The sequence below is a fragment of the Paenibacillus suaedae genome (assembly GCF_032337355.1).
In the GTDB taxonomy this organism is placed as follows: Bacteria; Bacillota; Bacilli; order Paenibacillales; family Paenibacillaceae; genus Paenibacillus_B; species Paenibacillus_B suaedae.
The window spans coordinates 620,012-641,051 of sequence record NZ_JAVYAA010000002.1; the positions used below are offsets into that span (position 1 = coordinate 620,012).

The following is a 21,040-nucleotide window of genomic DNA, read 5'->3' on the forward strand; positions in this document are numbered from 1 at the left end:
TCGCTTAACGCGAAGGTGCTTGAGCTAACAACAAATTATTCGTCGTCACCTAATTCCAATTCAAATGCATCATCGTCATCTTCACTGACACCCTTATCAGGGATTGTTGTAGTCAGATTGCTTGCTGCACGAATTTGATTTTCGATTGTAAGGGCAATCTCCGAATGTTCCTTCAAGAATTGCTTGGCATTCTCGCGGCCTTGACCCAGACGCTCACCTTCGAAGGAGTACCATGCACCGCTCTTCTGCACGATATCCATCTCTGTACCAATATCGACGATGCTTCCCTCACGAGAAATACCTTCACCATACATAATATCGATGTCCGCCTGTTTGAATGGAGGCGCAACCTTATTCTTAACGACCTTAATCCGAGTGCGGTTACCAATCATGTCCGTACCTTGCTTAATGGTCTCAACACGACGCACATCAAGACGAACGCTGGAATAGAACTTCAAGGCACGGCCACCAGGAGTCGTCTCAGGGTTACCGAACATAACGCCAACCTTCTCGCGAAGCTGGTTAATGAAGATCGCAATCGTCTTCGACTTGCTGATTGCACCAGACAATTTACGCAAAGCCTGCGACATTAGACGTGCTTGCAGGCCGACATGGGAATCACCCATCTCGCCTTCAATCTCCGCTTTCGGCACAAGTGCAGCAACAGAGTCAATAACGATAATGTCTACTGCACCACTTCGTACCAATGCTTCCGCGATTTCAAGCGCCTGCTCCCCTGTGTCCGGTTGGGATAACAGGAGCTCATCGATATTAACGCCAAGCTTGTTCGCATATGCTGGATCCAATGCGTGCTCCGCATCAATAAATGCAGCTTGTCCACCTGTCTTCTGTACTTCTGCGATCGCATGAAGTGCAACCGTTGTCTTACCGGAAGATTCCGGTCCATATACTTCAATAATACGACCTCTCGGCAAACCACCGATTCCTAGAGCTATATCTAATGCAAGCGATCCACTTGGCACAATCTCCACTTGCATGTGATTGGATTCGCCAAGTTTCATGATCGAACCTTTACCGAATTGTTTCTCAATTTGACGCAAAGCCATTTCTAACGCAGCGCGACGATCTGACACAAACTCACTTCCTTCACTGATTCGTTTGATATATACATCATAACGTGTTTTATTCAGTTTGCCAAGCATTTTTTCGAACATACATTCGTTTTTTACGAACGTTTATTACTTTTATTTACACATTATCCACATACCAACATCTGATGCGACAACAAAAAAAACCGCAACAAAGCGTGTATATACACTTCGTTACGGTTCTTCCGTATCTTATGATTCGATTGTATCCTCCACCACTACATTTGTCAACATTTGTTAATGGATATGTACAGTTCGATCCTGCAGCCTTCTCCACAATCGATACATAATAGCATATACAGTACGGCGGCGGATTCCTTCTCGATCTCCGTTCAAACGAAGCTCCTCCACTACGATTTCCCGGCCCTTCTCCGCAATCGCAATATAAACGAGGCCTACAGGCTTCCGCTCGGAGTGAGCTGGTCCTGCTACGCCTGTTATGGCAACCGTGAAATCCGTATCTGCAATATCACGCATCCCTTCAGCCATTGCCTTGGCTGTTGGCTCACTGACCGCACCAGGCGCATTTTCACCCTCGAGCAGTTCATGAGGCACGCCTAGAATGCGCTCTTTCATCTCATTCGAATAGGTTACCGCCCCGCCCGCAAATACTTGCGAGCTTCCCGGAACAGCTGTGATCATGTCCGCGAACATCCCGCCCGTACAGCTCTCTGCTGCGGCCAAGGTCAGGCCAAGCTGCGATAACTGCTCCACCAACACCTCTGGCAAAGATACATCCTTGGCAGCATATAAATGCATCCCCAATCGGTTGTGAATTTCCCGTTCAACCTGATCAAGCTTCACATCTGCCTCGTGCTGATCTGTCCCTTTGACGGCTAATCGAACGAGAACCTCGCCTTCCTTAGCATAGGTGGCAATCGTTGTGTCCGTCTGCTGTTCAATGAGATCTAGAAGAGCATTCTCAAGCCCAGATTCACCGATGCCTGCGAATTTCAGCATCCGTGTATATAATGAAGATTGATCAATGAGCTGCTGTCTCTTCAACCACGGAATCGCCTCATCATCGAGCATCGGCTTCATTTCACGAGGTGGTCCAGGAAGCAGTACATATGTAGTACCATCATGCCGCAGGGCATTTCCTACAGCAAGCCCAGTCGAGTTCTTCAGCACATCAGCGCCGTCTATCACATTCGCCTGACGCTTATTGCTTTCGACCATTTGTATGCCGCGCCCCGCAAACATCTCGGTCATCTTGGTCATTGCGGGCTCATCATAGGTCATCTTGCGGCCCAACATCTCCGCTAGCACATCCTTCGTCAGATCATCCATCGTCGGTCCTAGACCACCCGTGAAGATAAGCAGATCGGAACGCTTGCATGCCGTTTCAATACATTGTCGAATCCGCACAGCATTATCCCCAACAACCGTATGATAGAACACATCTACACCAACCACTGCCAGTCGCTGCGAAATATATTGCGCATTCGTATTGACGATTTGTCCCAGCAGCAGTTCTGTCCCAACTGCAATGATCTCTGCTTTCATGCCAACCACCATCCCTATAAGTCGTTATCAAGCATTTTACTAGTCTATACATGCGAATAGGTGCCCCTTCCTGCCCGGAGAGCCGGAACTATGGAAAAAGCACCTATTGACCTATCAGCTTCCGTTATCAATCCGAAAGGTGAAGCACATTTTTATTTTTTACAAAGTAGTCAATTCCCGAGTATACGGTAATTAACGCAGCGACCCAAGTCGCCAAGATGTCAAACCGGAAATGAACGAACGCAAATGGGAAATTGTTCAGCAGCATCGCTGCAATCGCCGTAATTTGGGTTGCTGTTTTCCATTTCCCCCACTTGCTTGCAGCAACAACAGTTCCTTCGAGCAAGGCAACTTGCCTTAGGCCAGTAACCGCAAATTCACGGCTAATAATAACAACCGCAATCCACGCATCACATTTTTGCATCTCAACAAGTGAGATAAGAACCGCCGCTACGAGCAGCTTGTCTGCAAGTGGATCAAGAAGCTTTCCTAAATTTGTAACCATTTTGCGTTTACGGGCGATATAACCATCCAATCCATCGGTACTTGCAGCAATAATGAAGATCAAGGCCGCAATAATCTGGTTGTAAGTAATCGAGAAACCCTCTAGTTCAATCGCAGGCAAATAATCAAAGTTCACCAATAGGAAGAACATCATTATTGGCACAAGAAAAATACGGACTAACGTTATCTTGTTCGCCAGATTCACGCGAGACCCTCCCCGGCTAAGTCAAATTCAAGCGCATGAGTAATCCTTACCTTGGCAATTTCCCCAATACTCAATGGCTGGCCGGAAATAAATACTTCCCCGTCAATTTCAGGGGCGTCGAATTGCGAGCGGCCAATGAACACATCATTGCGGCCATCGTAACGCTCAACAAGGACTTCCAATATATCACCAATACGCTTTTCACTTACTTCTTTAGATACTTGGCGCTGAATTTCCATAAGGGTATTCGCACGCCACTCCTTAACATCATCAGGCACATGGTCTGGCAGCCTCGTTGCAGGCGTGTCCTCTTCGGAAGAATAGGTAAATACGCCAAGCCGATCGAACTTCATCTCCCTGATGAAGTCGCATAGTCTGTCAAAGTCTTCGTCTGTTTCTCCAGGGAACCCTACGATAATAGACGTACGCAACGCTACACCAGGAATTCGTTCACGAATTTTGTTCACCAGCTCTCGGGAATCACGCTGGCGACCAGGACGTCTCATGCGCTTCAAAATGCTATCTTCACTATGCTGCAATGGCATGTCGATATACTTGCAAATCTTCGGATTGCTCGCAATCGCATCCATAAGCTCCTCAGTAAAAAATCCAGGGTACGCATAGTGCAGACGAACCCATTCCACACCCGGAATTTCGCTTACTTTATTCATTAACTCCGGCAGCTTGAAACCGTCGTATAAATCTACACCATAATTCGTGGAATCTTGGGCAATTAGGCTAATCTCCTTGACCCCTTGTCCTGCAAGCTGAGCTACCTCAGCAAGAATGGATTCCATTGTACGGCTGCGGAACTTGCCTCTCATGATTGGTATACTGCAAAATGTGCAGTTATTGTCGCAGCCTTCGGCTATTTTGACATATGCCGTATAGCGCGGAGTCGCCACTTTGCGTGGAAGGATGCGATCATAATCGAATACGGGATTGCCTACACGAATCGGCCTGCTTCCTTGCAGGGCTTCATCAACAATATCATTGATTTTGTCAAAATCACCGGTACCAACGATACCGTCAATCTCCGGCATTTCATCAAGCAGCTGCTCCTTGTATCGCTGCGTTAAGCATCCGGATACAATAAGTGCCTTCAAGTCAGCAGTTTCCTTCAAATCTGCTAGTCTTAAGATCGTATTAACCGATTCTTCCTTAGCAGCATCAATGAATCCACATGTGTTGACGATGATTACCGTTGCTTCTTCTTCGTTTTCCACCAGTTCATATCCACGCTCATAAATTAAGCCGGACATAATCTCGGAATCAACCAAGTTTTTGTCGCAGCCCAACGTTACGATTTTAATCTTTTCTGTCATTTTACATCCCCCATAAGGCAGACTCCCATTGGAGTATTTTCACATCCGTATGTCTATGTACCTCATCAAGTATAATACAGGCATGACTTTGGAGTCAAAAAAACAAAAAGAGCCCAGCATCCTTCCCTCTTGCAGCTTAGTGATGATGGGCTATCGTTTAGCGATAATTCGTAAACTGTAGATCTAGCGGCAGATTTGCACCTCGTAACAGCGTCATAACAGCTTGCAAATCATCTTTACTTTTCCCAGTAACCCGAATCTGATCACCTTGGATTTGACTCTTTACTTTTAACTTCGAATCACGGATCATAATGTTAATTTTCTTTGCTACATCCTGGTCGATTCCTTGTTTGCATTTCGCTCGCTGCCGTACCGCAGCAGAAGCTGCAGGTTCAATTTTGCCGAACTCCATATTTTTAATGGCTACGCCGCGCTTGGCCATTTTGGACTGTAAAATATCAATGACATTTTTCAGTTTGTACTCGTCATCCGAGACAATTATCACTTCATCCTTCTCAAGTGTAATTTTACTTTTGCTCCCTTTGAAATCGTATCGAGATTCGATCTCCTTCATTGCTTGTGTAATCGCGTTATTCATTTCCTGTAGATCCAACTTGGATACAATATCAAATGAACTGTCCGCCATCATTAGCTCCCCCTTTACAAAATACTGCTGTCAAATCAAACCCTTTGTATGATCATAGTTATGTATATACACAAAGGCATTCTTACACAGACCTAAGCCTGCAAAAGAATGCCCCAGTAGCATGCGATTGTCTAAAAACGGACACGTGCTGGCGCTCGGAACATATCAATAATGCCCAGCAAAATATGAGCCAGTCCGAAGCCTAACACACCGTACCCCCAAACACTTGGCGTCAAGTAATACCCTAACAAGCTGACCACAATACCTGCTCCGGTAACGATCCAACTGGTTGCCATCGCTCGACACCTCACTTTATTTTATTGGAGAATAACAATGATCGCCGCAGCTATTATTGTCTCCTCTCGCAAAGTGAATATGTCATGTATCATGATGAAATTCACACCAAGTACCTAAGGAAAGACCGCTTACTTAACGTGAGCCTTGGTTCGCATTGTTCGTTGAGGCTTGACCTTGCTTCTCCGTTTGCAGCTTCTGAGCTTCCTCATAAGATACCCACTGCAGACGAATATTTTTGGAGCCTTCGTTATCGGATTTCGTCAATGCTTCGCCAGCAACTGTCACTTCAATTGCTTTGGCATAGCCTGCACGAATGAACATACCTTGTTCGGTCATATCGAACGTAACGGTCTGATCTTTCTCCAATGTTGCATAATGAAGCTTCTTCCCGCTGCTGCTCTTCTCATGAACAGCCAGCCAGCTTCTGTCGCCTGCCGCTTTAATCTCTACCTTCACTGGCGTGTTTGCTGGAGCCGATACGGTGTATACATCCTCAGAACGCTTGGAGGATTCCAACATGACGATTGGCTTCTCCACCTGTTTTGGAGGTTCCGGCGTAGCAGGCTTAACCGGCTGCTGAACCGCTCCACCTGCATTGTTTTGTCCTGCTTTGTCGCCATTCGCCGCTCCATCTGAGCCTGTTGATGGATTTTGTGTCTCTGTAATATTCGTATCATCAGAAGTGTTATCCGTTGTGCTCGGATTCACTTTCATCACGACGAAGAAATATACTATGACACCAATAAGAATGATGAATGCCCATAGAAGCAGCGTCGATGCCCAGCGTCCGAATCGATCAGACGGAGCTTGTACACTACGTTTCTTCGTACGCATTAGCGGTTCAATTGTTGGCTCTGGTTCCGGCGTTGGGATGTCATTGCGGTAATACTGCAATACTTCATCAGGATTCAAGCCTACCGTCTCTGCATACGTCTTCACGAAAGCACGTACATAGAACGAACCCGGCAGAACCTTATAGTCCCCTTCTTCAATCGCTTCCAAGTAACGTTTACGTATCTTCGTTGCTTCTTGCACATCATCCAGAGAGAGATTCTTCTCCACTCTTGCTTTTTTCAATAATTGCCCTAATTCTGACACAACTTCACCTCCTGTCCTTAATCCAAGCTGCACTTGCGTACTGCTTTATGTTAAATTTCGTTATAATTTATCGTAAACGATTCATACGTAATTTCCTCATCCGGGTTACTGCGCAATTCAATAATATAATCGAAGAAATCATAACTATAGCCGGTTTCTTGAACAAATATGTCTGGATGCTCTATGACCTTCGTGGATGGCATGTTGATAATTTCATCTAGCAATCCAGCATGCTTCTCATTTGAACGAATTGTACTGACAATACCATCGATAATAAAGATATTGTTTGGATTCAATTCTTCATCCGACATTTGGCTTCGTACGGTCTGCCTGAGCAGCGTCGAAGATACAAACGTCCAGCGCTTCATCGCACACACACTTCCAGCAATGATGGACTCTGTCTTGCCAACCCGGGGCATTCCTCGAAGTCCGATCACCTGATGGCCATCCCGCTTGAATATTTCCCCCAGAAAATCAACCAGCAAGCCAAGCTCATCCCTTGTAAAGCGGAACGTCTTCCGATCATCAGAATCGCGTTCAATATATCTGCCATGGCGTACAGCGAGAATATCAACCAACTTCGGCTGCCGTAGTGCGGACACTGTAATATTGTCAACCTTTTTCAGCATCTGTCCCATGATTTCGATCTTCTCATCATCATCGGTTTGCAGAAGCATTCCTCTTGTCTTGTCTTCCACACCATTAATCGTCAAGATATTCACTTCAAGCATACCAAGCAGCGAAGCAATGTCTCCAAGAAGACCAGGTCGGTTCTTATGTATCTTATATTCCATATACCACTGTTTGTACTCCATGACACACCTCATCCACGGTTATCCGCCGTTTTCCATTCTACAATACATGGGACACAAATTCCACCGGAGTATGGCTAAAAAACGAGAAAAAACGCAATACTTTCTTATTTTCTCCGATTAAGTACCATTATAGCAGGTTCTGAGCATGTATTCATGTCGTTTGCGCCTGGTTATGGGTATGAAAAGAAAGAAAGTTCGTACCAGAACTTCCTTTCTTTAGATATATGGACAAAATGACGAATTACCCGTTTTGATCAGCCAATTTTACCATCAAACGAGCAATCGTTTGCCGCTCTTCATCAGAGCCTACATTCCATAACTCCCTCAATGCACTTTCTTCTGCATTTTTAGGATCAACCTTTTCTTCCAGAAATGATCCGATCTCAAAAGCAAGCTTGGAAATTGTTTCTTCAGACATGCCTAGCCCTTTTGCTTGCTTGACACGCTCACCAAGAAACTTTTTCCACGAGTCGAAGTTTTCAAGTACTGATGACATGAGAACGCCCTCCTTGTGGCCTAGTGTGAATTCATCAGTCGTAATATGTGCCTCTGCCACCGGAATTATACGTTCTGTCTGCAAACAGATTGCTTACATCTGCCATCCACCGTTGGGACTAATAATCTGTCCTGTAATATAACCGGATTCCGGCAATGCCAAATAGTAGATAAGGGAGGCTATTTCTTCAGGGGTTCCAAGCCGTCCTAACGGAATATCTTCTTGCAATGCCATTCGCTCTTGTTTATCCAGATGCTTCACCATATCGGTATCCACTACCCCTGGAGCTACTGCATTTACGGTTACACCAGAAGGAGCCAGCTCTTTGGCCAATGCTTTCGTAAACGCATTAACCCCGCCTTTGGCCATCGAATACATGACTTCACAAGATGCTCCAGTGATTCCCCAGATTGAAGATACGTTGATGATTCGACCGTACTTCTGCGTAATCATGTGAGAAGCGAACCGCTGGGTGCACATAAACATCCCCTTCAGATTGATATCCATGCAGTCCGTCCATTCTTGTTCCGTCACATCCGTGAACAATCCGTAATAGGCAACCCCAGCATTGTTAACCAAGATGTCGGGTGTAAACCCCAGTTCATCAAGCTTGTCCTTCATTCGATCTAGCTGTTCCATATCTCTTAGATCAGCTGAAATCGTCATTACTTGCGCCCCGTGATTGATGCATTTACGGGCTACCTCATTTGCTGCTTCATGTGAATGCAAATAATGAATAACAATTTTCATGCCGACTTGGGCGAAGCGCTCCGCAATCGCAGCCCCAATTCCTCGGCTTGCTCCGGTAATAAGAACAGAAGTATCTGACAATGCTTTCATACATGTTCTCCCCCTATGGACAAGTATTCTCTTTAGATAAAAAAAGAAGACGCACCTATTGATAGGCACGCCTTCGTATGTTACGGTTGTTCGACAATAGATACTGCCAGCCGATTCCAATCAAAATGATCTTTCAACCGTTGATGAACTTGTTCTAACGTTAGCGTCTCGTATACCGAAAGTATATCAAATAAATCGGTATCACGGAACTTATACTTCGTAAATTCATTGGCAATTGCTTCAGGTGAATTAAGCATGCGCAAGTATGAGCCAATCGATTTGTTGCGAATACGCTCAAATGCTGCCTGCTCAAAGCCCGACGCCTTGCGTTCATCAATTAGCTCCTGCACCCGCTTCACTAGGCCATCAGGGTCTTTTGATTCACCGCCGATAATGGAGAATGCATAGTCCGGACTGCAGGTGTATTCGCTGCCAAATGAATCCGTCGTCAAACCCTCCTCATACAGGGTCTGATACAACGGCGAACTACTGCCCATCATCAAGTCCAGCATGAGGCGGGTTGTCACTTCGTATTCCAAAAGCGCTCTGCCCTCTAAGCCCGGACGCGGTTCCTTGCAGCCAAATAGACAACGCGGCAGAGAAACGGGCAGCTTCGCCACACGTCTTGCTTCCTTAACCTCAACAGGCTCCTCTTCAAAGATCCGGCGAATGTCGCCCTGTGGCTCGAATGATTTGGCCGCTTGATTGCTCCGAACAAGTTCGAAGATGCCCTTCGGATCAACACCGCCTACAACGAACAGCAGCATATTGGAAGGATGATAGAAGGTATGGTAGCACGTATAGAGCGTCTCCTTCGTAATGGTTCCAATCGATTCGATTGTGCCTGCTATGTCGATATGTACAGGATGGATGTGGTACATTGCCTCAATGAGGCCGAAGTACACTCGCCACGCTGCATTGTCGCGATACATGTTAATCTCTTGGCCGATAATGCCTTTTTCTTTTTCTACATTTTCATCTGTAAAATAAGGTCTCTGCACGAAATCAATCAATGTCTGCAGGCTCTCTTCAATGTGTGAAGTGGAAGAGAACAAATAGACCGTACGATCAAATGAAGTGAAGGCATTCGCAGATGCCCCCTGTTCAGCGAACTTCGCGAATATATCCCCTTCTGGCTCTTCGAACATTTTATGTTCTAAAAAATGGGCAATCCCATCGGGGACTTGAACCTCTTCTTGTCCTTCTACTTGAAAGTGATTGTCGATGGAGCCATATTTTGTAGAGAATGTTGCGTATGTTTTCTGGAATCCCGCTTTTGGCAGAACATACACATCTAGACCATTGTCCATCCGCTCATAATATATAGTTTCTTGCAAATTGGAGTATTGACGTTGTTCCATCGATTAGGCCTCCTCCTTATTGCGCAAGAAATAAATGGTATCCAAGTGGAAGGTCTGCGCGACTTCTTGAATATGTGCAGCTTCAATATGCTCTACCTCATCAATGAGCTGGGATGTTGTGCGCTCTCTTCCCGATAACACTCGATTGAAATCAAAGCCAATCATCTCAAACGAAGAATCATCAATCTCCCGCAATTGATTCGCAATCATGGCCTTCGTCTGACTAATTTCAAGCGATTTCAGCTGCCCAGCCTTCATCGCATCCAGCTGCTCGATAATAATTAGACGGGCTTTGTCGAAGTTCTCGAATTCAATACCTGACTGAATGGTACAAATACCCTTGTGGCCTTCAAAGCGAGAAGCTGCATAGTATGCAAGGCTGTTTTTCTCCCGTACATTTATAAACAGCTTTGAATGCGGGTAACCGCCTAATATGCCATTGTACATAAGCACGGCAGGGTAAGCATCGTCCGCATACGTAATCGTAGATCGAAGCCCCATATTCAATTTGCCCTGGCTTACCTCCAAACGTTCAATGACGGTGTTCGGTTCACCAATACGTGGTACTGGAATAGAACGTGCATATGGTGTCTCCACGTTTCGATCGATACGGAATGAAGCCTCGACACAGCGTTCTACTTCTTCATAGGACGTATCTCCAACAACATATACGTCAATCGCCGCATGCTCAAGCAGCCAGCGATACTTATCGGTTAAGGTCGCTGCATCAATTCCATCCAAATCGTCCCGATTACCAAGCGCATGCAGTCGATACGGTTCATTCTTGCACATTTCTTCCACACAGCGTTCTGCTGCGTAGCGAATTTTATCGTTGACAATAGATTCAATCCGCTGACGCACTGTCTGCTTCTCTTCTTCTACATACTTATTGCGCAATGTTCCATTGTCCATAACTGGTGCTGTAATGGCTTCACCCAAAAACTGAAATGCTTGGGCAAGCAAAGACTCAGATGAACTTACAAATGCATCATTAATAACGTCCATGCGGAACTGTATAATTTGATAATCTGCTCGCTTGAACACATCGAAGCCGAAGCCCGCTCCATACAGCTCATCAAGTCGCTCGCGGAACCGAATCGTCTCTGGATAAGAAGCCGTCCCTCTCCGTAATACAAAAGGCGTAAGTGCCGTACTCGTTACGGTATCCTCTTGAAGAGGAATGCCCACATACACAGAGATGGCGAACGTTTTGAAGCGCTTTGTCGGCATAACATGAACACGCATGCCTTTAACCTTTCCCCGTTCAAATGTCGGTTTGCTCACCATATCTAACCCCATTTCTTCCGTGATCGTCACGGTGAATTGCAACCATGTTGCATGTTATATTCAGTGATAATCCAATGTATACCTTCTCGCTTCCGTACACATATGATCAATCGTTCAACATCCCTAACATACCGAAATGGAAACAAAGAAGCAAATGGACTGAACGCCACTGCTTCTTCATCCCGCTTCTGTATGTAGCATCCCGTACCGTCTCATCTCAACCGTCGCTTTTCGGTCACTTGATTACATACAGAAGATATGTTTGCCAATTGTTTTGACTTGAGGTCGAGTCCAAATCCACTTCGAAGTTGCCGTCTCAGGGTTGAAATAGTACAGACAGCCACCAGAAGGATCCCAGCCATTGATGGCATCCTTCACCGCTCGTTTGGCATTCTCGTTCGGTTCCAGCCAAATCTGTCCATCCGCTACTGCAGTAAATGCCCCTGGTTGAAAAATTACGCCATATGCTGTCTTCGGAAAGCTTGGCGACTTCACACGGTTCAATATTACCGCGGCTACAGCTACTTGTCCCTCATAAGGCTCACCGCGCGCTTCGCCATACACGGCATTGGCCATAAATTTTAAATCATTCTCCGACAACCCTAAATTGTTGGAGCCGCTAACATTATTATTTGTTGAGCCAGATGGCTTGTTAGGTGCCGTTCCGCCCGAAGTTTCAGGCTTCCAATTTTTCGTAGCTTTTACTAGCATTTCTTTGGTTTTCGATCCAACGATTCCGTCTGACTTCATGCCGAACTTCCATTGGAACCAGGTCACTGCATTCTTCGTCGCGGGACCAAAGATTCCATCTGTCTTGCCATCATAGTAACCAAGGAATTTCAATCGACCTTGTAACTCCTTCACATCTTGGCCTTGGGAGCCTTGCTGCAGTGTTGCATTGCTAAATGTGGCTTCCGTCTTGCCCATATGCTTGTACTGGAACGCTCCAATTAGCATGAATACAATACATATCGTGATCCAAATCATCCGTTTTCTCATGCCTAACGTCTACCTCTCTCTTGTGAATTTAACAGGATTGGCAACTTTATTATGAGATAACGGATAGAGATCTATGCACTTACAGCCAACACCTACTGCATAAGCAAAAGAGAGCGCAGGGCGCTCTCTTTCTGTATCCTATTTAGGATGAAATTTTGCTTTGTTGATATTGTTCCAATGTGATCAGCACTTCACGCGGCTTACTGCCCTCATGCGCGCCAATCAAGCCCTGCATATGCATATGATCAATCAGACGACTGGCGCGGTTATATCCGATGCGCATCCGGCGCTGCAGCAGCGATGCCGAGGCTTGCTGCGCTTCGAGCACGATTTGAATCGCTTGATCATACAACTCATCGACCGGTTCATCAGAAGCGTGTCCACTCTCATCGATTTCCGGCACCAGCTCTTCGTTGTATTCCGCTTGCGCTTGACCGCTTACGAATCCAACGACTGCCTCGACCTCTTGGTCGGACAGGAATGCGCCCTGCACACGAATCGGCTTGGATGAACCCATCGGTAGGAATAGCATGTCCCCACGTCCGAGCAGCTTCTCGGCGCCTGCCATATCCAGAATCGTTCGTGAATCCACCTGGGACGATACACCGAACGCGATACGAGACGGAATATTAGCTTTAATAACCCCGGTAATAACGTCAACCGATGGGCGCTGGGTCGCGATAATCAGATGGATACCAGCTGCACGCGCCATTTGAGCTAATCGGCATATTGAATCCTCTACATCATTGGCAGCGACCATCATCAAGTCCGCGAGCTCATCGACAATAATGACGATATAAGGAAGTACCTTGTCCGGCTCATCTGCAACCAGCTTGTTATACCCTTCAATATTCCGAGTCGCCGATTTGGAGAACAACTCATAACGCTTTTCCATTTCAACAACGATTTTCTTCAAAGCAAGCGAAGCGCGTCTTGGATCAGTAACGACTGGCGCAAGAAGATGCGGGATGCCATTGTATACATTCAGTTCCACCATTTTCGGGTCGACCATGAGGAACTTCACTTCATCCGGCTTCGCCTTATACAAGATACTCGTAATAATCCCGTTGATACATACCGATTTCCCCGAACCTGTAGCACCTGCAACGAGCAAGTGAGGCATTCGAGCAAGGTTGCCTACAATCGGCGTCCCGGCAATATCACGGCCTAATGTAATGGACAACCGTGACGGAGCATCAATGAAAGTTGGTGTCTCCATGACCTCTCGCATCGTAACGATTGATACTTCATTGTTCGGAACCTCGATCCCAATCGCGGATTTCCCTGGTATGGGCGCTTCCATCCGAATGTCCTTCGCTGCTAAGGCAAGTGCGATATCATCAGACAGGCTGACAATGCGGCTAACCTTAACCCCGATGTCAGGTTGGATTTCATAGCGGGTAACTGCCGGCCCTCGAACGACCTCCAGTACCTTCGCTCGAACGCCGAAGCTCTCCAACGTAGCTTCCAGCTTGCGAGCTGTCTGCATGAAGTCGGCTTGATCGCCGCCCTTCCCATTTCCCTGCTGCTTCGCAAGCAGGTTGAATGGAGGCATCTTGTACGGCTTCGGAGGCGGCTTTTGGACAACGACTGCCTGCTCTGAGCCTTCACCGTCACTGAGCAATCCATCTGTCTCCAGATGGATATCACCCTCATCACCTGTATCCGCATGGTTATGTTCAATCTGCCTGTGCTTCATGTCTTCCGACTTAGCTTGATTCTCATTGTTCCAATCATCTTCAATGTCGTCTGCTGCCCCATCAATAGGAGAAGTGTGCGGCTTGGTAAATCCACTGATTGCTACATCCTCTTGGGAATCCGAATCATCAATATGATCGACGTCCGCAGTTGCTGTAAAATCACGGAACAATGGAGCATGGGATTGTTCGTCATCCTGTTCAATACGAGCAAGGAGTGCGTTCAGCTTCGAAGCTTTGCTTACCGTATTCATTGCAGCGGCTCCAGCCTCTGGCTGTATAGTGTGCTCTTCATTCAATCTAGCTGCGTGCGGCTTGCTTGTATATACAGCAGAACCTTCATTGTATTCTTCATCATCTTCTTTGGTGGAGAGGAATCGCTTCTTGCTTGCCTCACTGATTTTGCCGAATATCTGCATAAATACAGGTGTGCGGCCTTGTAAATTCCCATCATCTTCTTCATCATCAAGCGCATCATCGAGCATGTAATCGTCGTCTGCATCCTTCTTCGCCGATTTACGCTGCTTGCTTTCCATTCGTTTGCGCTCATTGATACGCGCTTTGCGCTTCTTCTTCATGACAGCCGCGAATTTCTTCACTTGGGTGCGAATCAGCCTCACAAGCTCAACATAGGAAAGCTGTGTAGCCAGCATGAAACCAATGAAGAGCATGACGATGGTGAGCAGTTTTGTTCCCAATGCACCAAATAATATAAATAAGGTACAATAAAGAATTGCACCTATATATCCGCCGCTAATGTCTTTCTGCAGCATCGTTCCAGCCGTGCCTGTATCGGTTGCTTGCACGAGTTCTAAGTTCAAAGCATTATGTATGTCTTTCAATATGTATCCAGCACTTACTTCATCCGTTGCAGTTGGCAAAATACGTTGTTCTACCGCGTGCACGGTACTTATCATCGTCAAAGCAAGAATAATGACCATGATGCCGCTCTTGCGGGAGTTCCAGCCTGAAGGCCACTGGCGTTTAATCATTACCGACAATCCAATATATATGAACACGAGCGGTATGAAAAAGTACCATTTACCAAGCAGCAAGCCTGATATTTTAGATAAGGAGCGCCCGAACGCCGCCCCGCCAGCCAGCGCAATGACGGAACAGGTAATCAGCAATATGCCATAGATTTCGTATTTCAGGCTCTTGCTGAAGGATTGCTTTTTCTTCTTCTTACGGGCCAAAATGCCGTCACCTCCATCCCTCATTATAACACAGAACAACCGTTCTTCCTATGACCATTCCATAACAAGGGAATTGAGAAAAATAAAAAAGACAGAGCCGGGTAGGATCTGTCTAAATGAGAAATATGGATCAGTGTGGATCACGTGACCTCACATCGCACAAGATAACACTTAGCGTAGAGGAATAATCGTACCGGGTGAAAACCCCGGATCCAGAAAATCATGCATACTTGTGTCTTTCAGCAATCGTTCGATACGAACCGTCGTATTGTCAACCTGCTGTACAAGCAAGGTGCGTCCCTGCCACTGCATTTCAAAAAAAGACGGCTCCTTGTCAATCCCTTGCAGCACTTGCTCCATCGGAATAATTGTGTGCAGCATTATCCTCGCTCCTTTGCTGGCACATACATTGCCTGTGTACCAGTATGCTGCGGATTAGCCCCACACTGTCCACCTAATAGCATTGGCTGCTCAGACGTGTTGGCCTGATGTTCACAATGATTCGAATGTGCTCCATGCTGGGCATGCTCATGATGGCCTTGATCATGTTGTATTTGTTCATGCTGGGCATGCTCATGATGACCTTGATTATGTTGTGCTTGTTCAGGCTGGACGTGCTCATGATGACCTTGATTATGTTGGCCTTGATCATGGCGCCCCTCCTTCGAACATCTCTCTGCACGCTTCTCTTCAATCAAGCGATTCAAATGCTCCAATGCAGTCCCAATTCCGCCGACTTCATCAATTAGGCCATGCTTGACAGCATCCTGTCCGATTACCGTCGTCCCAATGTCGCGGGTCAGCTCGCCAGTTGTGAACATTAAGTCCTTGAATTTGTGTTCCGAAATATTCGAATGAGCTTTAACGAAACGAACGACACGTTCCTGCATTTTCTCTAAGTACTCAAAGGTTTGCGGAACGCCAATGACAAGACCCGTTAATCGAATCGGATGAATCGTCATCGTCGCTGTCTCCGCGATTACACTCACATTGGCAGACACAGCAATCGGCACTCCTATACTGTGCCCTCCTCCAAGTACCAAGGTCACCGACGGCTTGGACAGGGAGGATATCATCTCTGCGATAGCCAGACCTGCCTCTACATCACCACCAACCGTGTTTAATACGATAAGTACACCCTCAATTTTATGATTTTGCTCCACTGCGATAAGCTGAGGAATGACATGTTCGTATTTCGTCGTCTTGTTCTGTGGAGGCAATACGATATGCCCCTCAATCTGACCGATGATATTCAAGCAATAAATATTTGACTCACCAGTTGACGGAATCGATGCCGTCCCCAGCTGTTGGATCGTTTCTACCGTTGGCGGACCCTTGGGTAGCTGCTGCGGCTGTCCCTGTGGATCTAAAGGCTGTTCGTTCATCATGTTCCATTACCTCCAATTGACCGGTACAATGCCGTCATAGCATGCTTCACCCTGCGATGTTTTATACAGCAGCGGGAACGTAAAAAGCCGCCGTCCCTACCTTACGGCAGGAACGGCGGCTGATAACGTTCGTGAGCGAGAATGACTGGTGACTGGGATTCTCGCTCACTTCGTTCTATACTTCCATAATGATTGGCAAAATCATCGGACGACGGCGCGTTTGTTCGTACAAGAAACGTCCAAGCGCATCCTTCACATTCGTCTTCAGTGATGCCCATTCGTTCACATTTTCATTCATTAGCTTATGCAGTGTTGAAGTGACGATGCGGTTCGCTTCATCAAGCAGTCCTTCCGATTCCCGAACATAGACAAATCCGCGAGAGATGATGTCTGGTCCTGACAAAATCGTACCTTCCTGCTTGCTGAGTGTAACAACAACAACCAAAATCCCGTCTTGGGAAAGCAGCTTCCGATCGCGCAATACGATATTGCCGACATCGCCGACACCAAGACCATCGATAAGTACATAACCGGATTGAACCTTAGAGCCACGGCGTGCAACACCATTTGTAATTTCAACAGTATCACCGATATCTGTAATGAAGATATTCTCGCGCTCAATTCCGACTGCTTCCGCCAAATCAGCGTGGTTGCGCAACATACGGTATTCACCGTGAATCGGAATAAAGTACTTCGGTCTCATCAGATTCAACATCAGTTTCAATTCTTCTTGACTGCCGTGACCAGATACATGGACGCCAGTCTTCGATCCGCCATAGATGACATGTGCGCCTAGTCGGCACAATTCATCGACAGTTCTACCTACGTATTTTTCGTTTCCTGGAATTGGTGTAGCTGCGATAACTACGGTATCACCTGGCAGAATATCAACCTTGCGGTGCGTAGAACGCGCCATGCGCGTCAAGGCTGACATCGGCTCGCCTTGGGAGCCTGTGGACAGGATTACTACCCGGTCAGCAGCCATCTTGTTCACTTCTTCAGGTTCGATCAGCATTCCATCAGGTATGTTCAAGTAGCCAAGTTCGGAAGCGATCGTGACGACGTTCACCATGCTCCGACCAATGACTGTTAATTTACGGTTTGTTGCATATGCTGCATCAATGACTTGTTGAATACGGTGAATATTTGAAGCGAATGTCGCAACAACTACACGCTGCTCTGCCTTCCGGAAGATATCTTCCAGAACGACACCCACACTACTTTCTGATGGTGTAAAGCCTGGGCGTTCTGCATTCGTACTGTCGGACAGCAGTGCAAGAACTCCTCTCTGGCCAATTTCCGCCATACGCTGCAGGTCAGCATACTGACCGTTGACCGGCGTATGGTCAAACTTAAAGTCTCCTGTATGAACGACGCATCCTTCGGGTGTATCAAGACATACACCAACCGAATCCGGGATGGAGTGGTTCGTCTTGAAAAAGCTTGCACGAATAGCTCCGAGCTGAATTTCCGAGTCAGCTGTAATTAGAATTCGCTTCGTTTCACCTAGCAAATTCGCTTCCCGCAATTTGCTCTCAATCAATCCGAGCGTTAATCTTGTTCCGTACACTGGAACGTTCAAATGCTTCAGTACATATGGCAACCCGCCAATATGATCTTCATGTCCGTGCGTAATCAAGATTGCTCTTACTTTATCTCGATTCTCCGTGAGGTATGAAATATCCGGGATGACAATATCTATTCCGAGCATGTCTTCTTCCGGGAACTTCAACCCTGCGTCTACGACGACGATATCGTTACCGTATTGGACGACGTACATATTTTTTCCGATTTCACCTACGCCGCCCAATGCGAAGATGGACAATTTATCAACGTTGTTTTTCTTCGACAATTGGATCTTAACCTCCTATATTCAATTGGCCGTCGTACCAATGAACATCCTTCTTTTGAAAAATATACCGCACCCAGTCACTTGATATCCATTATACATGAACAAAAGTAAAAAACACAAGTCGGCGATTTGTCCTCCTATTGTTGCCGAAAAACACAAAACCGATGCTGGTTCTCAGCATCGGCTTCGTAAGTGCGCTATTATGCACATTGTAAAAGTTCTATTTTCCTATTATTTCTTAATGGATTGAACAAGCTCACGAATCGCTGCAGCCTCATCCGAAGTTGCCTCAACAAGCGGCAAACGGACGCTCCCTACCTCGAAACCAGCTAACTGGAGAGCATACTTCACTCCAACTGGATTCGGGCATAAGAACAGTCCCTTAAATACAGGGAACAGTTCATGATGCAGTCTAGCTGCTTCTTCATGCTGACCAGCTAGATAATGTTCAATCATCGCTTTCATCTGTGCACCTACGAGATGGCTAGCAACACTGACAACTCCATACGCACCAACGGACAAAGTAGGCAATGTCAAAAAATCCTCGCCGCTGTACACTCTAAATGAAGCGGGCGCACCAGCAACGATCAGCGATGTTTGCTCAAGACCAGCACACTCCTTCGTAGCAACTACATTCGGCAGTTCAGCCAAACGTAGCGTCGTCTCGACAGAAATGCTCGATGCAGTCCGTCCTGGAACATTGTACAGCATGATTGGCAAAGAGGTAGAGTTCGCAATGGCCTCAAAATGTCGATACATGCCTTCTTGTGTCGGACGATTATAGTAAGGAGCGACAAGGAGGATGCCATCAACCCCCGCTTCCTCTGCTGCCTTCGTTAAATGAATGGAATGAGCTGTATTATTGCTACCTGTACCAGCAATAATGCGTGCACGTCCTTTTGCCTTCTGAGCTGCAAAACGGAATAGCGCGATCTTCTCGTCGTCTGTCAATGTAGGAGATTCCCCTGTCGTCCCACACACAACGATACTGTCGCTCTTCTGTTCTTCGATCAAAGCATTCAGCAAACGCTCGAACTCAGACCAGTTTACCTCATTATGTTCATTGAACGGCGTCACCATCGCCGTAATTAATCTACCAAAATCCACTAAAGACTCCTCCTCCTGCGACAATATGCACAAGACCCGGACATCCCTAGCGCTGCGTGCTATCGATTCAGATGGAACTTCGCATGCAGCGCTCGCAAAGCCCGAACCATATCTTCCTTGCGTACAAGAACCCAAATCGTTGTATTGGAGTCGGCGGATTGAAGAATCTGAATTTCTTGCTCTGTCAAGGCTTCTACGATGTGTGCCATAATACCTGGCACGCCATTGATGCCTCCACCGATTACAGATACTTTCGCACAACCCGATAACGATTTTGGCTCGAATCCCATCTCTTTGAGCACATGCAGTGCCCGCGGCGCATCGCTATCAAATACCGTATAAACCGCGCCAGAAGGGGTTACATTAATAAAATCAACGCTAATTTGATTTTGTGCCATTGCCTTGAACACTTTTAATTGCAAATCATATACGCCTTCGCGCGATTCCACCGTGATTTGCGTTACATTGCCGACATAGGCAATTCCCGTTACAAAGCGATCAACGATGTCAGGCTGCATATCTCGGAACCCTTCCGGATTCGTAACGAGCGTTCCTTCTTCATCGCTGAATGTAGAACGAACGCGAACAGGCACCTGCGCTTGCATCGCAATTTCCACCGCGCGCGGATGAATAACTTTGGCGCCGTGATGTGCCATGTTGCATATTTCTGCATAACTAACGATCGTAAGCGGCTTCGCGTCCTCTACCAGTCGAGGATCTGCCGTTAGGATGCCGTTAACATCCGTATAAATATCGACAATTTCTGCGTGCAGCGCCGCACCCAATGCTGTTGCAGATGTATCACTGCCACCACGGCCAAGAGTCGTAAAGTCACCTGTTTCTGTTTGGCCTTGGAATCCTGTTACAATTACAACCTGTACATCTTTCCACGCATCAACGACCCGATCCGGAGTAACATCCAGAATACGGGCATTATTGAAGTGGCTATCTGTCTTGAAACCAGCTTGAGCACCTGTTAGCACAGTAGATGTAATCCCCTCACTGTTCAACAAGCTGCACAGGGTTGTAGCCGAGATAATCTCGCCGCAGCACAATAGCATATCCTTCTCACGTGCTGGCAAACTGTCCCCGTTCTGACCGGCCCAATCAAGTAATGTATCGGTTGCATATGGTTCTCCTCGTCTTCCCATTGCTGATACAACCACAGCTAATTGGTAACCCTGCGCCAGTTCCCGACGGATATGGTGTATGACTCTTTCTCTGGCTTCGGGTGTAGACAAGGAAGTTCCACCAAATTTTTGTACTAATATTCGCATGTGTTATTTCCCCCAACTAATGAAGACTGACTGCC

At 46.6% G+C, this 21,040-nt stretch carries 18 protein-coding genes and 1 pseudogene; all 19 read right to left on the reverse strand.

Annotated features, from left to right (window positions below):
- Positions 1 to 35 precede the first annotated feature (35 nt).
- A complete protein-coding gene (gene recA / locus RQP50_RS10525) occupies positions 36 to 1,094 on the reverse strand; it encodes a recombinase RecA (RefSeq protein WP_036592478.1) in 1,059 nt (352 codons plus the stop codon).
- 252 nt (positions 1,095 to 1,346) lie between these two features.
- A complete protein-coding gene (locus RQP50_RS10530) occupies positions 1,347 to 2,615 on the reverse strand; it encodes a competence/damage-inducible protein A (protein ID WP_315745403.1) in 1,269 nt (422 codons plus the stop codon).
- A 127-nt stretch (positions 2,616 to 2,742) separates the two neighbouring features.
- On the reverse strand, positions 2,743 to 3,324 hold the full coding sequence (pgsA, locus tag RQP50_RS10535; RefSeq protein WP_021256482.1) for a CDP-diacylglycerol--glycerol-3-phosphate 3-phosphatidyltransferase: 582 nt from the start codon (positions 3,322 to 3,324) through the stop codon (positions 2,743 to 2,745).
- Positions 3,321 to 4,649, reverse strand: a complete 1,329-nt coding sequence (rimO, locus tag RQP50_RS10540) for a 30S ribosomal protein S12 methylthiotransferase RimO (protein ID WP_021262408.1) — start codon at positions 4,647 to 4,649, stop codon at positions 3,321 to 3,323. The genes pgsA and rimO overlap by 4 nt, the downstream gene beginning before the upstream one ends.
- Positions 4,650 to 4,806: 157 nt before the next feature.
- On the reverse strand, positions 4,807 to 5,298 hold the full coding sequence (locus RQP50_RS10545; RefSeq protein WP_036592415.1) for a YajQ family cyclic di-GMP-binding protein: 492 nt from the start codon (positions 5,296 to 5,298) through the stop codon (positions 4,807 to 4,809).
- A gap of 128 nt (positions 5,299 to 5,426) precedes the next feature.
- The gene (locus tag RQP50_RS10550) at positions 5,427 to 5,591 is read right to left on the reverse strand and encodes a hypothetical protein (RefSeq protein ID WP_021256485.1); all 165 of its coding nucleotides are present in this window, start codon (positions 5,589 to 5,591) and stop codon (positions 5,427 to 5,429) included.
- Positions 5,592 to 5,724: 133 nt separating this feature from the next.
- Positions 5,725 to 6,690 carry a helix-turn-helix domain-containing protein gene (locus RQP50_RS10555; protein WP_072728742.1) on the reverse strand — a complete coding sequence of 322 codons (966 nt, stop codon included), beginning with the start codon at positions 6,688 to 6,690 and terminating at the stop codon, positions 5,725 to 5,727.
- Positions 6,691 to 6,740: 50 nt separating this feature from the next.
- A complete protein-coding gene (locus RQP50_RS10560; RefSeq protein WP_021256487.1) occupies positions 6,741 to 7,505 on the reverse strand; it encodes a DUF3388 domain-containing protein in 765 nt (254 codons plus the stop codon).
- Positions 7,506 to 7,746: 241 nt separating this feature from the next.
- Positions 7,747 to 8,001 (reverse strand): DUF3243 domain-containing protein, encoded by a 255-nt coding sequence (locus RQP50_RS10565; protein ID WP_021256488.1) that lies wholly within the window; start codon positions 7,999 to 8,001, stop codon positions 7,747 to 7,749.
- 93 nt (positions 8,002 to 8,094) lie between these two features.
- Entirely contained in the window at positions 8,095 to 8,841 is a 747-nt protein-coding gene (gene ymfI, locus RQP50_RS10570) for an elongation factor P 5-aminopentanone reductase (protein ID WP_315745409.1), read from the reverse strand.
- Between the two features lie 80 nt (positions 8,842 to 8,921).
- Positions 8,922 to 10,202 carry an EF-P 5-aminopentanol modification-associated protein YfmH gene (gene yfmH, locus RQP50_RS10575; protein WP_072728743.1) on the reverse strand — a complete coding sequence of 427 codons (1,281 nt, stop codon included), beginning with the start codon at positions 10,200 to 10,202 and terminating at the stop codon, positions 8,922 to 8,924.
- A gap of 3 nt (positions 10,203 to 10,205) precedes the next feature.
- Entirely contained in the window at positions 10,206 to 11,486 is a 1,281-nt protein-coding gene (yfmF, locus tag RQP50_RS10580) for an EF-P 5-aminopentanol modification-associated protein YfmF (protein WP_315745750.1), read from the reverse strand.
- 246 nt (positions 11,487 to 11,732) lie between these two features.
- Positions 11,733 to 12,488 carry a spore cortex-lytic enzyme gene (gene sleB / locus RQP50_RS10585; protein WP_021256492.1) on the reverse strand — a complete coding sequence of 252 codons (756 nt, stop codon included), beginning with the start codon at positions 12,486 to 12,488 and terminating at the stop codon, positions 11,733 to 11,735.
- A gap of 142 nt (positions 12,489 to 12,630) precedes the next feature.
- On the reverse strand, positions 12,631 to 15,381 hold the full coding sequence (locus RQP50_RS10590) for an FtsK/SpoIIIE family DNA translocase (protein ID WP_315745410.1): 2,751 nt from the start codon (positions 15,379 to 15,381) through the stop codon (positions 12,631 to 12,633).
- Between the two features lie 171 nt (positions 15,382 to 15,552).
- On the reverse strand, positions 15,553 to 15,762 hold the full coding sequence (locus RQP50_RS10595; RefSeq protein ID WP_021256494.1) for a YlzJ-like family protein: 210 nt from the start codon (positions 15,760 to 15,762) through the stop codon (positions 15,553 to 15,555).
- A 296-nt stretch (positions 15,763 to 16,058) separates the two neighbouring features.
- Positions 16,059 to 16,769 (reverse strand): annotated as a pseudogene (locus tag RQP50_RS10600) (ClpP family protease); the annotation flags it as partial.
- 175 nt (positions 16,770 to 16,944) lie between these two features.
- On the reverse strand, positions 16,945 to 18,621 hold the full coding sequence (locus RQP50_RS10605) for a ribonuclease J (protein ID WP_021256496.1): 1,677 nt from the start codon (positions 18,619 to 18,621) through the stop codon (positions 16,945 to 16,947).
- Positions 18,622 to 18,852: 231 nt separating this feature from the next.
- Positions 18,853 to 19,728 (reverse strand): 4-hydroxy-tetrahydrodipicolinate synthase, encoded by an 876-nt coding sequence (dapA, locus tag RQP50_RS10610; RefSeq protein WP_315745414.1) that lies wholly within the window; start codon positions 19,726 to 19,728, stop codon positions 18,853 to 18,855.
- Positions 19,729 to 19,787: 59 nt separating this feature from the next.
- Positions 19,788 to 21,005 carry an aspartate kinase gene (gene dapG, locus RQP50_RS10615; RefSeq protein WP_021256498.1) on the reverse strand — a complete coding sequence of 406 codons (1,218 nt, stop codon included), beginning with the start codon at positions 21,003 to 21,005 and terminating at the stop codon, positions 19,788 to 19,790.
- Positions 21,006 to 21,040: the final 35 nt, after the last annotated feature.

Bases quoted from the DNA above. Each gene is read 5' to 3' on its own strand.
- RQP50_RS10565 (WP_021256488.1), bottom strand. From the start codon at position 8,001: ATGTCATCAGTACTTGAAAACTTCGACTCGTGGAAAAAGTTTCTTGGT.
- sleB (WP_021256492.1), bottom strand. From the start codon at position 12,488: ATGAGAAAACGGATGATTTGGATCACGATATGTATTGTATTCATGCTA.
- RQP50_RS10595 (WP_021256494.1), bottom strand. From the start codon at position 15,762: ATGCTGCACACAATTATTCCGATGGAGCAAGTGCTGCAAGGGATTGAC.
- RQP50_RS10530 (WP_315745403.1), bottom strand. From the start codon at position 2,615: ATGAAAGCAGAGATCATTGCAGTTGGGACAGAACTGCTGCTGGGACAA.
- ymfI (WP_315745409.1), bottom strand. From the start codon at position 8,841: ATGAAAGCATTGTCAGATACTTCTGTTCTTATTACCGGAGCAAGCCGA.
- RQP50_RS10545 (WP_036592415.1), bottom strand. From the start codon at position 5,298: ATGATGGCGGACAGTTCATTTGATATTGTATCCAAGTTGGATCTACAG.
- rimO (WP_021262408.1), bottom strand. From the start codon at position 4,649: ATGACAGAAAAGATTAAAATCGTAACGTTGGGCTGCGACAAAAACTTG.
- RQP50_RS10550 (WP_021256485.1), bottom strand. From the start codon at position 5,591: ATGGCAACCAGTTGGATCGTTACCGGAGCAGGTATTGTGGTCAGCTTG.
- RQP50_RS10560 (WP_021256487.1), bottom strand. From the start codon at position 7,505: ATGGAGTACAAACAGTGGTATATGGAATATAAGATACATAAGAACCGA.
- dapG (WP_021256498.1), bottom strand. From the start codon at position 21,005: ATGCGAATATTAGTACAAAAATTTGGTGGAACTTCCTTGTCTACACCC.
- yfmH (WP_072728743.1), bottom strand. From the start codon at position 10,202: ATGGAACAACGTCAATACTCCAATTTGCAAGAAACTATATATTATGAG.